Origin of the sequence: Tenebrionibacter intestinalis (assembly GCF_016632365.1) — a bacterium.
Classification (GTDB): Bacteria; Pseudomonadota; Gammaproteobacteria; order Enterobacterales; family Enterobacteriaceae; genus Tenebrionibacter; species Tenebrionibacter intestinalis.
The window spans coordinates 21,722-35,565 of record NZ_JAEPBH010000022.1; the positions used below are offsets into that span (position 1 = coordinate 21,722).

Genomic DNA, 13,844 nt, shown 5'->3' on the forward strand with positions numbered 1-13,844 from the left:
AAAACATGCCAATTTTATGACTCATAATATCCTGCTGGTCGGCCAGCGCCGGCAGGCGCAGGACGGGCGCTTGCTTAACTATATTCTGCGAGCCAGGGCCGAAAGCGGGCCGCTTTCGCACTCAGGTTACGTAACTTCACGCTGCCGGAGCGCATTTTTATCGTCAATCATCAGCCCTCGCAAACGCGGGCGAAGTTAAAGAAACCGCCAACGAAATATTGTGAACGGGGGTATACGCCGGGAAGTGAAACCACGCCTCGCTCCCGGCCAGACAAAACCGGCGGCCTGCGCCGCCGGTTCGCATTTCTTTTTCGTCAGAACGCCGCGTCTGCCTCCTCTTCTACGGCTTCAGCCTTCGCCAGCGCGGCCATTAGCTCATCAATATGCCCTTCTTTTAGCAACTGATAATGGTCGGCCTGTAGCGTTTCCACCCTCGGCGGCTGCGCGCAGAAGCGAGCGCTGCCTTCAATAAACGCGTAATCATCGCCCTGCGCCTTAATTACCGTAACCGGCACCTGAATCTGGCGCTGGTTTAGTTCATTAAAGCTGTAGGTGAATTCAAACGTCTGGCTAACGATATCGGTAATGCGCGCAATCTGATCACGCCCCAGCGCCTGATGGTGGCGAGCGATAAAGTCGATAAACAGCTCGCGATCCTGCGCTTCATCCAGACAGCGCGCAAGCAGCGGGTGGTGAATACTGCCCATAAACACCGAAAACAGAATCGTCAGATAAGCGGGATTATCGTAGCTCGCCTCGCTCGAATGCAGTTGCGCCTGCTGCTGGCGCACCTTTGGCGCGCCCGGCGCGATAAGAACCAGCGACTGAACCTGTTCACCCGCCTGTTCCAGTTGCCACGCGGCTTCAAACGCCACCCGCGCGCCAAACGAATAGCCCCAGAGCGTGTAAGGCCCGTGCGCCTGCTGCTGCCTGATAAGCGCGATATCGCGCGCCGCCATCTCTTTTATCGTGCCGTAAATCTGCTCGCCTGCGTTAATGCCGCTGGCCTGGATGCCAAAGAACGGACGGGCGGGCGTCAGCGATACCGCCATTGTACGCAGGTTCATACAATAGCCGCCCAACCCCGGCCAGCAAAAAACAGGCAACTGACGTCCGCGCTGTTGCAGCGGTATCAGGCGCGTCGCGCCGCTCCCGGCAAGTTCACGCACCTGCTGCGCCAGCTTCTCGATAGTCGGCGCGGTGAAAATAGCCTGCACCGGCAGGCGGCAGTTCAGTTTCTTATTGATTGCCGCGATCAGCGCCACGGCGATCAGGGAGTTGCCGCCTACTTCAAAGAAGTTATCGTCAACCGAGCACTGCGGGCGTTTAAGCTTCTCCTGCCAGATATGGGCGATAAGGCTTTCAGTCTCATCGCGCGGCGCCACGATATGCTTACGCGCAAGCTCAATCTCCGTTGCCGCCAGCCGGTTCAGATCGATTTTACCGTTAGCGGTCTGAGGTAATTTATCCAGCACCTGTATTTTGTTGGGCAGCATATAAGCAGGCAGGAATGTTTCGAGATCGTCACGCAGGATTTCCGCCGGGCCCTTTATATGCACGCTATCCTCTTTCATACCTTCGCTGCGCTTTTGCGCCTGGGAAATACGTCCGCCGATACAGAAGTAAGACGCGCCGCAATCTTCACCCAACAGCCTGTACAGCACGCGCGCCGTCGGCAAATCGTTGCCGCTTTCTGAACTGTACCCGGAAGACATCAGCCCCAGCAGCAGCCCGTTACTTTGCAGGCGCTGCATCTGGCGGCCCAGCGTGACGTACTCCTGCCAGCTCCGGCGCCCCTGGCTGAGCAGCGCGATGCCAAAAGACGCATCCTCATACACCTTCTGGTTAATGGCGATAACGTGTTTTTTCTCAATAAACGATTTACTCAGCGGCTTAAAAACACCGTCCCGATAGCGATATGTCCCGGCCGGAAGATCGGCGATTTTGCCAGGCATCGCCTGGACCAGCACATCAACCGGCAGCGCTTCACATTCGCAATAGCTGTCAATACGGCAACTGGTAAGGTAATAATCCTCCTGCGCCACGCCCGGCAGCGCTTTCATTTCCGGGCGATGTTCCCGGGCTGCGATAGCAAGCCCAAAACCGGGCAGCACGGCGTCCATCGCGCCCTGCATATGGCCGGCTTCGACATTCAACACCTCCTGAATGTTATTTTTATAAATAGGCTCAATAGCCGATTTTTTCCCGATGAAATGGCAGCAGAAATAGGGTTCGCCGCGCGCTGGCGCATCGGCACACCGCACCAACTGGTGCCTGAGCGGATGATAGTAGTAAATACCGCTATCAATGCCCGCCACGCCATTTAGCTCCAGATAGAGCTGGGTGGCGTACAGCGCGCCGGGAGAAGCCCAGATATATTTCGGCAAAATGCGCTCATCGCTGGTAAAACAGCCGAAATAGCGCAGCAGCTCGCCCAGCGTTTCCTGCGTCAGCGAGGCCAGCGCGCGCGGTTCGCCGCGCGGCGGGCGTTGCGCCAGCAGGTTCAACAAATCCTGCGCTGACACAGCGCCGCCTTCATAATGGCGGTAGGTTTTACGGCCAAAGGCCATAGCACGTTGCCGGGCGGTATCCTGCGCGCCGGGCAGAGCGATAACGCGCTCGCCGGGTAAAACGTCGCGACAGCCGGGGCTGGACAACTGCATATACACCTGCGCTTTATTTGCTTTCGTCTGATGGTGGCTGTCTGCCCTGCCCTGATCCATCAACGCCGCTTCTTTTTCGTTAAGTTCAACAAAGGCAACCAGGTTCTGATAGCCGGTGTGCGGATCGTTTTTCACCATCACCGCCGCGTGGCGCACCCACAGGTGGGTCTCGATAGCAGAGCGGATCTCGTCAAGCTCAATGCGGTAGCCGCGCAGCTTCACCTGGTTATCCGCGCGTCCTGCGTAAAACACCTGGCCCTGTTCGCCCCAGCGCGCCAGATCGCCGGTTCGGTAAAGGCGGGCCTGCGGGTTGTCAGGCTCGAAAGGATTGGCGATAAAGCGCTCTGCGGTCAACTCCGGGCGATGCAGATAGCCGCGCGCAAGGCCTGCGCCGCCAATATACAGTTCGCCTGTCTCGCCGGGCGCGACCGGACGACGGGCCTCGTCGAGAAGGTAATAGCGGGTGTTAAACACCGGCCGCCCAATGGAAACAATATCCGGCTCCTGCGCCAGCCTCTGCGGCGTCACAGTCCAGGCAGAGCTGTTGATAGTACACTCCGTAGGCCCGTAGAGATTGATCAACTGACAGGACGGCAGCGTTTCCAGACACAAATTCGCCAGCCGTTTATGCAGCGCTTCGCCGCCGCTGAAGATTTGCGTCAGGCTGTCGCAGTGCAGCACATCGTCATCGTCAAGGATGGCCTGAAGCAGCGTGGGCACACACTGTAGCGCAGTCACCCTGTGGCGGCGAATGGCGGCAATCAGGCGCGAGGGATCTTTATATATTCCCGCCTCCCCCATTACCACGGTAGCGCCACAGCACGGCGCCAGCATTTCCCACTGCGCGGCGTCAAAGCTCATCGGCGTTTTTTGTAAGATGCGCGTATTCTCGCCAAGCCGGTATTCACAAGCCAGCCAGTTCATCTGGTTGACCACGCTCTGGTGCTCAATTAACACGCCTTTCGGCTTGCCGGTGCTGCCGGAGGTGTAAATAACGTAAGCAAGGCTGTCTGAACGAACGCTGGCGTCCACGCGCTGGCCGATAAACGGCGCGATATCGCGCTCACAGACAATACGCACCGACGGCGGCGCCAGTTCCGCCAGGCGCTCGCGCAAATGGTCCTGAGTAAAAATAATCTGCGTTTTGCTGTCTTCAAGCATGTATCGCAGGCGATCTTCAGGGTATTCAGGGGAGAGCGGCAGATAGCCGTTGCCGGACAGCAAAATACCCCAGGCCCCATACATCAGCGCAAGCGAAGGCTCTACAAACAACCCCACGCAACCGTCGCGGTCGGCGGACAACCGGCCAAGGCAGGCGGCCACGGCCTGCGCCTGACGCCATAGCTGTTGGCGGCTCAGGATATGCGGGCCAAAAACCACCGCCGGCGCATCGGGCGCCAGGGCTACCTGTTTACATAAAAGCTCAACCACGCTGCCGCATTTCGCAAACGGCGCGTCCGTCTGATTAACATCGTCAATCACTTGCTGATAATCCTTATAAGAAGGAGACATGATCATTACCTGGTTCCTACCTGTTAATAGCCTGATAAATAAAAAAGTGAGTCATAGTGAGTGGGTTATATGCCGCTATCGGCGTCCATTTCGTCAAAGCTCGGCGGCAGCGCCGGCGTAGTGGTAAAAAAGCTGGCGGCAGCGCGATACACCGACCGGTAGCCGGTTCGTCGCCATAGTTTTTGCGCCACGTAGACCAGCTTCGGGTTGTGCTCTTCAGCTTCGGCAATCGCCGCCTGGATAGTCTCTTCCCAGTGCGCGCGAACGGCGGGCGCATCGGCGTTATCCACAGCCGCGCGCCAGCGCGCATGGAGATTTGCGAGCGTCGCGCTGTCTGGCACATCGCCGCTGGAAAACAAAATGCCCAGCATGCCTTGCCAGAAACAGCGGGCCACGCTGCGGCGCTGCGCCTTTGGCAAACGAGAGGCAATTTCTTCCATCGCGTGCAGCGAGGTAATGAGGTGCAGATTCACAAAATCGCCAGGGCGCGCCAGGTAGATAATGGCCGCGCAGTAGTGCAGCCCCAGCCAGACATCATCCAGCGAAGCGTTCAGCAGCCAGCCCGGCGTCGCATCCATCAGCGGGTGCCCCTGCGCCAGCGCCATAGCAACACGGTATTGCAGGCCGGAACGCTTAAGCTCCGGATGGCACTGCGCCTTTTCCGGCGCAATATCGCCGCGCTGTATTTGCGCGGCCCATGCCTGAAACGCGGCCGGATCCTGCTCCAGCATTTTCACTACGGCAATCAGCGATTCGATTGCGTTAGCGCCCGCAACCCGTTCGCTATCATGCTGACGCTGCGGATGGCAGGACACCCAGGAAAACACCATATAAGCCAACCCTTCGGTTATCATGCGCGGGTGCCCGTAATCCAGCCCCCAGCCAAGATGAATGGTGGCGTGAGTAAATGCTCCGGCCCAGCCGGGCAGCAGTTCCGGCATCCACCGGGCCAGCACGGCATCAAGGCCATCGCGCGCGATGGCGGCGTCAAAAAATTCGCACAGACTGGAAAAGCTGGTGCGCTGCCCCCGTAGCGAAAGGCAGTTTGCCTGCGTCACCGCAACGCGTGAGGGGCGCTTTGGCTCAAGCCCGAAACCGTACGTAGTTTCATGCGCGTATTGCCGGTAATACGCCTCAATGCGCTCCGCGCTGGCGTTAAGGCCCGCCAGCGCCACCACGGCATGCTTGTTGTGATTGGTTAAATGGCCATTAAATTCAATATGATGCGAGGCATCTGCGAGCAGCGCGTCAATGCGGGCGAGGCGGTTTTGACAGGCGTCAACCGTCCTCTCCGGGGAAGAGATAAAAGATGTCATAGTATGTTTACTCCGGATAAAGGCGAATGCCTGGCGGCATTCGCCGGGTTTGAATCATGTTCAGGCAGACAACAGAGGTTGAGGCTGTAAAGACAAAATTGTCTCAACGGTCTGATCAAATTGCGTGGCGATATGCAGCGGCGCTATCTGCTCAAGCTGCTCGCGCCCGTGTACGCCCCAGGTGACGCCCAGGCCGTGGATGCCTGCCTGGCGCGCCATCTGCAAATCATGCGTGGTATCGCCAACCATACAGGTCGACGATGCGGGCGTTTGAAACGCCGCCATCAGCGTCAGCGCCATCTCCGGGTGCGGCTTGGGGTTAGCTACGTCATCGGCGCCAAGCACTTTAGCGAAGTAATGCAGCAGCCCCGCCGCATCCAGTAGCGCAAACGCGCTCTTTGAGACTTTACTGGTGGCGACAGCCAGCGTTACGCCGCTGGCGCGCAGTTTTTCCAGCCCATCAATCACCCCCGCAAAGACCAACTGCGGCGCAATCGGCAGCACCTGCTCGCGAAAGGCTTGCTGGTAGGCCGACACCAGCGCCGGAATACGCGGATCCTCTTTCGCCATCCCCATCAGGCGGGTAAACGCCACCTCCAGCGGCAGACCGATGGTATGGCGAATCGCCGTTTCATCCACCGCATCCAGCGCGTTATCACGCAGCACGCTGCCAAAGGCGCGCACAATACCGGACGGCGTATCCACCAGCGTGCCGTCAAGATCGAAAATCGCCAGTAACTTCGCCATTTCAGCCCCCGCTCCTGAGAAATTCAGCGTGGGCGACCGCCAGGCGCGCGCCTACCGCCGCGTTGCTGATAAGCACCGACATGTTGGCTTTTACCGTGCGGCCTTGCGTCGCTTGCGCTACGGCGCGCATCAAATACGGCGTTGCGCCCGGCCCGCGAATGCCCTCACGCTCCGCCTGCCTGGCGGCGGCCTGAATAATCTCCTCCACTTCATCGCGATCGATGGCGTTTTCTTTATCAATTGGCGCGGTAATGAGCACAGCGCTGTTGTTGCCAAGGCGCCAGTGATGTTCAATGGCGCTTGCGACTTCCAGCGCATCATCCATACGATGCGGGCTGCGGTAGCCGCTGCTCTCACAATAAAACGCCGGAAAATCGTCGGACTGCCAGGCTATCAACGGCACACACTGCGTTTCCAGGTATTCCAGCGTCAACCCCAGGTCGAGTATGCTCTTCGCCCCCGCGCACACTACCGCCACTTTTGAGCGTGTAAACTGAATCAGGTCGGCAGAAATATCCATGCTCTTTTGCGCGCCGCGGTGTACGCCGCCAATTCCCGCTGAAGCGAAAAATGCCACGCCCGCCTGGTCTGCCGCCACAATTGATGACGCGACAGTTGTCGCCCCCATGCCGCGACGCGCCAGGATAACCGGAATATCACGGCTGGTAGTTTTAGGAATTCCCTTCACCGACGCAAAGCGATCGATATCCTGTTCGGTCATGCCAATTACGAATTTGCCGTTCTCAATGCCCACAGTGGCAGGCACAGCGCCTTCATTACGCACGGCTTGCTCAATTTTCATGGCCGTAGCGACATTTTCCGGGTAAGGCAAACCATGCGCTATCACCGTTGATTCCAGCGCAACAACCGGTTTGCCGGAATTGAGCGCATCAAGCACCTCTTCGCTATATTGTAATAACTCTGTGTTTGTATATTTACTCATTTTCATACCGTTTCATTAGTGGCGTTATAATCTGGAAACGTGTGTATAAACGCGTTTTCACCCAGAATTTCTTTTTCATAAACATCCGTCATCCATATTTCTGGCGCAACAGGTTTGAACGCAACAGAAATAGCGCTTCGCGGACATTTAACGACATTCACAATAGCCTCAACAAATAATTCAGAGAGACGATCGCGCTGACTATCCGTTAATGACGGAAAATGTTTCATATTAATATGCGGCACTTTATTCCCTTTAATCACAGTGGGTTATGAATTAATTCGCAGGGAATGTTAAAGGATTGAAATAGTTTTAACAGCCGCCAATATGGAAAATAATAGTTTCCGGGCGGTAAACAATATTACTTAACCTGTTGTTATGAAAAGCACAACAAAAAATCATACAGGCATATAATGGAGACAAATTTACAATTAATATAAGTAATAAAAGAAAAAGATTTAAGTAAAATCATAGAAACTACAGGTAACCACAAATTAATTCATGCCTTTAGCTTCTATTTCATCCCAAAAAAAAGCTGCATAAATTTTCATTTATGCAGCCTGCGAATATTATTAATGGCCGAAGAGGATTATTTAACGCATTTATCGGCAATGTTCTCTGCCAGGAAATCGCTTTTTAAGATTATTTTCAGCCATTGCGTCGGGATCGCGGACAGGTAATGCCTTATCGCCTGTGATGAATGATGCATTAAGCTTCTGTTTTGCGCCGTTAACTTGCTCAATAGCCTCCTCCACATGAGTAAACGCCATAACGGAAACGACCGGGCCGGACGTTTCGCCGGTAATAACCGGCATATCCGGCGTAATGCGCGTCAATACCGTTGCCGACAGCGATGCGCCGCAACGCTCATTGCCGCTAACGCAGGTTGCTCCCAACGCCAGAGAAAGAGCGATACGCTGCTCCGTTTCGGCCGCGCTCACGGCGTCTATCATCGTTCCAAGCCTTACCTGCGGATCCAGAGGATCGCCGACGCGCCACGCGCGCGCCTCTTTGGCCAGGCAGCGCACAAATTCATCATGGCAACGCTTATCGACCCAAAGCCGCTTCACAGCGCCAAAGCGCCGCCCTGAACAAAAAAACGCGCCGCGCGCCGCCAGCGCCGCCGTCGCCTGTAAATCAACATCAGCGCAAACAATTAAGGCATCGCTGACCCCTGTCTCCATAACCAGCCGCCCGGCAGGCGCATGGCAGGCCATTTCACGCGCCTGCGTTTCCATACCGGTAAAAGAGATGAAATCAACGCCGTAATGTGCAGCCGCCACTTCAATAAACAGCGCATCGGCGCAGTTAACCAGGGTGAACACAGGTTCAGGCATGCCCGCTTCCAGCAGCAGCATACGCAGCGCACGAGCGCTGAGGGGGGTTTTTGAGGAGGGTTTCACAACAATGCGGTTATTGGTCGCAATAGCCAGCGCCGCACTATACAACACCCGGCTTAACGGATGGTGAAAAGAGGTCACCACGGCCGCCACGCCGCACAACGCGCCACAGAAATGGCGCGCCAGCGAACTATTTACGGGAAGAACGCCATCACAAAGCGCCGCCTCCTGCCCGAACAGCGCCACCAGCATGCTGTGGTTCAAAAGCGCGCAGGCGTTATCCACTTTATATACGCTATCGTGCAAACTTAGCCCCGATTCGGCGCTAATAAGCCGGGCTATATCCAGTTTACGCTGTATCAGCAGTTGACGGGCGCGGCTTAGGATCTCCCGTCGCGCTTCGGGCGTTAACCGGGGCCGAAACGCCCAGGCGGCATCCAGCTTTTCAAGCACGCGCTTGCGGCCGTCAGTGGCAAGCTCGGTAATCACTTCGTTATTCCACGGGTTGCGCACAACGATACTCTGCTGGGCCAGCATCTCACCCGCAATGCCAGAATTCGTTACTGACATAACTTCTCACCTGAAGAAGAAAACTGTTCTACGGTATGCCGGAATAGAAAATTCCTGATTACAGCCTGACGCTTACGCGAATCGTAACGAACGTTTTTTTCCTGAAGCCCGCCTCAATATGAAAAGCCGTAAATTGCCGGCCTCATCGCAGGCTATGCGCAGCAAGGCGCTCCATCGCTGGAAAATTCTGCCCAAAGCCGCCATCAGCATGTAACCAGTCCGACGTTTGCGCGCCGCCGTAACCGGCATCCAGGGTTTTTGTTGCGCGTATCACAACGGAAACGCCTGCGTTATCAAAACCTGTAGCGGCACGCTGGAGTACTGGCTTGAGACAATGATGACCGGCACATTGTGACGCCAGCGATACATAAATTCCGCAATTTCCAGCCCGTGCGCTTTCTGAGAATGCAGCAATACCGCATCCACACCCGCTTTTTGCAGCGCGTCGCAGCGGTCGAGCGCCGCCTGCATCCCTTTGCCGCTCGCCAGCGCGCCACAGCGGGCAATAAGGAGAATATCGTTACCCGCCGCCGCCTTCGCCGCCCGTATCTGCCGGCAGTTCTCATTTATTGTATCCGAAGCCCACGGCAGATCGGATTCTGCCCCGTCTTCGATACACACCCCGGCGACGCCAAGCCGCCGCAGTTGTTGAACCGTAATGACCAGATCGCCGTATCCTCTGCCTATATCCAGCAAAGTGGGAATTGTCAGCATGCCGCACAGCGCGCCAACGCGTTTTAGCACATTGCGCCACGCCAGCTCGCTGTTAATACACGGGACCTGCTCTGCAACAGAAATCCAGACGCCCTTAAAACCTTCATGCTCCGCTAACGCAGCAGATTGTTCATCGTAAACGCCCGGCAGAAATTCCATTTTTGAGCTTCTGAAGACGGTCTTTAATCCTTCTACTTTATTCATTTCACCCTGCCTGCAATGCGCCACTGGCGCATATTGAGACTAACGACACATAACGACTCGGCCAAAACCGGCTCCCCTAAATCTTTTTCACCGCCAGCGGCGCGGGATTTGGTTGTATCGTCGCTCTGGCCTTTCTCAATGCCGAAAGTTTGGATACCCAAATACCCGCGATAATTAGCGTGACGCCTGCAAATTTCATCCAGAGACTGCCTGTGGAATGAAGAAGCTGGTCGATAGCCACGCCAGAAATCATTTGCCCGCTGATAATGAGCATAGCGGCCTGTGTGGATCCTGTACGAGGAAGTATGTAGCTATTGATGGTGACAAACAGCGCGCCCAGCGCTCCGCCTACATAGGCGTACCACGGCGCGTTAAAGTGAAAACCAGAAAAACCGTCATTCATCGCAAAAATGACGACGGTTAAAAATAAAAAACCCACGATGTGGTTCCAGAGCGAAGCGTAGAAGGCGCTGCGCGCCATACCCAGCCGCCCGTTTACCGACCGACTCAGGCTAATGCATACGCCGTTAAGCAGCGCGATAGCGATATATATAAGCATAAAATTATCTGTACATAATAAGGAGGGCGCTGCCGCATAAAATCAGGGCGACGGAAAACAGATCCAGTAACGTAAAGCGGCATTTGATAACGCCAAACCAGCCGCGAAGATCGGAAACCAGGCCAAAAAGAATTTGTCCGGTCAGCATCAGCCCCAGCGATCCTGCCAACGCCAGCGGGCTGTTAACCGCAATAGCCGCCAGCAGCACAGTTAACGCGCCGGGAATACCGCCAAGGTAGCTCCAAAGCGGCGCCTTCTTCACAAAGGCAGGCCTGACGCCCGCCTGCGTCGGCCGCCGGTTCACCAATAACAGTAGCCAGGCAACGACGGCGCCGGAACCGTGGGCAAACCAGGACGCAATCAGCGGCGAACTCCACATGGCGAGGTAGCTGTTGGTTGTGATCATGGCCGTTAACAGCACGCCAGCGCCCACTGCCAACAGTAGAATGCTGCTATGGATACGCATAGCCTATAACTCCTTTACGTTAGGGTTACTATTCTAAAGAAAAGGCAAATGGGGTATAACCAGGGTTGGAAGAAACAGATTGTTTACGAGGCGTTGACAAAATAATGGATAATTTCGCAACTATACCGTTCTTTATCGCGGTTGTTGAAACAGGCAGTTTTTCCGCCGCTGCCAAAAAACTGTCCATTACCAAATCCGCCGTCAGTAAACGCATCAGCCAGTTTGAAGACGATCTGGGCATCCGCCTGCTAAACCGCACCACGCGCAAACTCAGCCTGACCGAAGCCGGGGTGAAGTACTACGAATATGTACGTGCCGCCAGCCAGTTGGCAAAAGAGGGCGAAGACGCCATTTCACGTATGCAGGACCGGGCGCAGGGGCTGTTGAGAATCTCGGTGCCAATGGTCTTCGGCCGTTTGCACATAGCGCCGCTGATGCCGAAATTTTTACAGGAAAATCCGCAGATAGAAGTTCATATGTCGATGGATGACCGCATGGTCGATCTGGTCGGAGAAGGGTTTGATATGGGCATACGCATCGGCCAGCTCAGCGACTCTTCGCTTATTGCTCGTCCGTTATCGCCATGCAGCAGCGTGCTGTGCGCCTCGCCTGATTACCTGCGCCAGCACGGCGAACCGAAAACGCTGGAAGATTTACAGCACCACAATTGCCTGTTTTACTCCTATTTTCGCGGCGGCGCGGCATGGAGCTTTACCGGCCCTGGCGGGCTGGAACGCTTTATTCCACGCGGCAACTATCAGGTCAATAACAGCGAAGTGCTTTACGAAGCGCTGCTGGCTGGCATGGGTATTTGCCAGATGCCAAAATTTATTATCGGCCCGGCGCTGGCAGACGGGCGGCTGGTGCCGCTGCTCCCGGATTATCACCTGCCGCTGCACAACGTGTATGCCGTTTACCCGCAGCGCCGCTTTATGCCGGAAAAGATGCGCCTGCTGCTGGAGTTCTTCGCGCAGCAGTTTAACGAAACGTCCGCATACCGGTTAACTTACGAAAACTGACGCACGGCCCAACTTTTCCACGCATCGCCTGCGTGTACGACCGGCCGCGCCGCCGCGCCCGCCGGGCATTCACCCCTTCGCATGCCAGTAAGCGACGGCGCGCAGAAGCTGCGGGTCAATCGCAGGCGTTTCAAACCGCGCGCTCAGCCGTTTAACCGCTTTGCCTTCGCCGGTAATCCACAAAAAGTAATCCTGCCGCGGCACCGTCAGGCGGCTCAGGCGGCGGGCGATGGCCTGCTCATCGCCGCCAACTACCCATTCAATATTAAAGCCGGACAGATGGGCCAGATACGCCTTGCTGGCTGCATCGGCCACGGCAACAATGGCGGTTATCTGCGCTGCATGGCCTGATACGCTCAGCGCTTCAAGCCTGCGGCGCAGCGCCGGCATGCCTGTTTCATCGCATACGTAAAGCTGCCAGCCATACTGTTCAGGCACAATAAGCGATCCGCGCGGGCCGCCGATAAACAGCTTATCGCCAGGACGCGCCCGCTGTGCCCAGTTGCTGGCGACGCCGTCATCGTGAAGATAAAAATCGATCGCCAGTTCGTGACGCCCGGCATCATAAAGCGGCGTATAGTCGCGCGAAGGCGGCCGTTCATCGCTCTGCCAGACAATGCCTTCGTCTGTTGCCTGTGGAGGCTGAAAACTTGCCGGATCGTCCGGAAAAAAGAGTTTAATGTGATCGTCAAAGCCTGCGGAACTAAACCCCTCCAGCGCCGGGCCGCCAACAATAACGCGCTGAAAACCCGGCGCAACCCGCACGCTTTGTAACACGCTCAGGGTACGAAAGCGCAGCGCGTTACGCACGCGGCGCGGATATTTTTCTTTCTGACCTGTCATCTCATTCACCTTTATTCTACTCGCTATTGCCGCCCTTCAGGGCCAGTTGAGCGTTATCCGCTTATTACACACGCTTAACATACGCCTGCCGCTAACAGATATATCTAAAAAGGCAGATTATTGATAATGATTTTTAATTACATTTAACGCAAGCGCTTTTTTTGCGCGAAAAATCGCCAAAAATGTAGTCAGCTAACAACACATTGTTTTCATGACCCCATTTTTAATGGCGATATTGCGTATTGCTAAAATGCCGATCTCAGTTATAAATAGATATATCTAAAAAAGAGGCAGGCTAATGCAAAACAGACACCATCGCCCACACGGTTTTTTTACCCGCCATGACGATACCGGCAACCCGCATGACAAAGATCACGCCTTCTCTGAAAACGAGCGCGGCGAGGAGCGCCACGGCAAACGCCCGCGTTTCTTTGGCCACGGCGAACTGCGCCTGGTGGTGCTGGACATTTTGTCAAAAGGCGGCAGTCACGGCTATGAACTGATTAAAGCAATAGAAGAGCAAACCGGCGGCCTTTATACGCCAAGCCCCGGGGTCATTTACCCGGCGCTGGATATGCTACAGGCACACGGCATGATAGCCGTCAGCGAAGAAGGCGAAGGCGCGCGCAAACGGCTGGCAATAACGGATAAGGGCAGACGCTGGCTGGAAGCCAGCATGGCGCACCTGGCGCATATTCGCCAGCGTATGAAAGCGCGCGCCGTTGGGCTACAGTTGCGCAAAAATCCGCAAATGAAACGCGCGCTGGATAACTTCAAAGCGGTGCTGGATCTTAAGGCTAACCGGGAAGATATCGACAATGCGCAGATTAAAAAAATTATCGCAATTATTGACCATGCCGCGCTAAAGCTGGCGCAACTGGACTAATACTTACCAGCTAACGCCCGGCGGCACCTCGCACGGCCCGCAGCGTATACGCAGACGTTCAG

General features: G+C 55.7%; 13 protein-coding genes. 2 read left to right on the plus strand and 11 right to left on the minus strand.

Annotated elements, in window-relative coordinates:
- Window positions 1–314 precede the first annotated feature (314 nt).
- The 10 genes from JJB97_RS09740 to JJB97_RS09780 form a co-directional block, all read right to left on the minus strand.
- Complete coding sequence (locus JJB97_RS09740) at window positions 315–4,175, minus strand: amino acid adenylation domain-containing protein (RefSeq protein WP_238713825.1); 3,861 nt, start codon at window positions 4,173–4,175, stop codon at window positions 315–317.
- A 65-nt stretch (window positions 4,176–4,240) separates the two neighbouring features.
- Window positions 4,241–5,491 carry a questin oxidase family protein gene (locus JJB97_RS09745; protein ID WP_238713826.1) on the minus strand — a complete coding sequence of 417 codons (1,251 nt, stop codon included), beginning with the start codon at window positions 5,489–5,491 and terminating at the stop codon, window positions 4,241–4,243.
- Window positions 5,492–5,551: 60 nt separating this feature from the next.
- The gene (locus tag JJB97_RS09750) at window positions 5,552–6,238 is read right to left on the minus strand and encodes an HAD family hydrolase (RefSeq protein WP_238713827.1); all 687 of its coding nucleotides are present in this window, start codon (window positions 6,236–6,238) and stop codon (window positions 5,552–5,554) included.
- A 1-nt stretch (window position 6,239) separates the two neighbouring features.
- Window positions 6,240–7,187: a pseudouridine-5'-phosphate glycosidase gene (locus JJB97_RS09755; protein ID WP_399198381.1), complete on the minus strand. Its 948-nt coding sequence runs from the start codon at window positions 7,185–7,187 to the stop codon at window positions 6,240–6,242.
- A complete protein-coding gene (locus JJB97_RS09760) occupies window positions 7,184–7,426 on the minus strand; it encodes a tautomerase family protein (protein WP_238713829.1) in 243 nt (80 codons plus the stop codon). The genes JJB97_RS09755 and JJB97_RS09760 overlap by 4 nt, the downstream gene beginning before the upstream one ends.
- A gap of 357 nt (window positions 7,427–7,783) precedes the next feature.
- A complete protein-coding gene (locus JJB97_RS09765; RefSeq protein WP_238713830.1) occupies window positions 7,784–9,091 on the minus strand; it encodes an aldehyde dehydrogenase family protein in 1,308 nt (435 codons plus the stop codon).
- Window positions 9,092–9,233: 142 nt separating this feature from the next.
- On the minus strand, window positions 9,234–9,365 hold the full coding sequence (locus JJB97_RS18565) for a hypothetical protein (RefSeq protein ID WP_263457927.1): 132 nt from the start codon (window positions 9,363–9,365) through the stop codon (window positions 9,234–9,236).
- Entirely contained in the window at window positions 9,362–10,009 is a 648-nt protein-coding gene (locus JJB97_RS09770) for an isocitrate lyase/phosphoenolpyruvate mutase family protein (RefSeq protein ID WP_238713831.1), read from the minus strand. The genes JJB97_RS18565 and JJB97_RS09770 overlap by 4 nt, the downstream gene beginning before the upstream one ends.
- Before the next feature lie 76 nt (window positions 10,010–10,085).
- A complete protein-coding gene (locus JJB97_RS09775) occupies window positions 10,086–10,568 on the minus strand; it encodes a DMT family transporter (RefSeq protein WP_238713832.1) in 483 nt (160 codons plus the stop codon).
- A 4-nt stretch (window positions 10,569–10,572) separates the two neighbouring features.
- Window positions 10,573–11,034: a DMT family transporter gene (locus JJB97_RS09780; RefSeq protein ID WP_238713833.1), complete on the minus strand. Its 462-nt coding sequence runs from the start codon at window positions 11,032–11,034 to the stop codon at window positions 10,573–10,575.
- Window positions 11,035–11,138: 104 nt separating this feature from the next.
- Between JJB97_RS09780 and JJB97_RS09785 the strand changes: the two genes are divergently transcribed.
- Entirely contained in the window at window positions 11,139–12,053 is a 915-nt protein-coding gene (locus JJB97_RS09785; RefSeq protein ID WP_238713834.1) for a LysR family transcriptional regulator, read from the plus strand.
- A gap of 69 nt (window positions 12,054–12,122) precedes the next feature.
- Here JJB97_RS09785 and JJB97_RS09790 read toward each other — a convergent pair whose 3' ends face one another.
- Window positions 12,123–12,896: a siderophore-interacting protein gene (locus JJB97_RS09790; RefSeq protein WP_238713835.1), complete on the minus strand. Its 774-nt coding sequence runs from the start codon at window positions 12,894–12,896 to the stop codon at window positions 12,123–12,125.
- A 298-nt stretch (window positions 12,897–13,194) separates the two neighbouring features.
- On the opposite strand from JJB97_RS09790, the gene JJB97_RS09795 reads away from it, so the two are divergent.
- Window positions 13,195–13,782, plus strand: coding sequence for a PadR family transcriptional regulator (locus JJB97_RS09795; protein ID WP_317978201.1), 588 nt, complete (start codon window positions 13,195–13,197; stop codon window positions 13,780–13,782).
- Window positions 13,783–13,844: the final 62 nt, after the last annotated feature.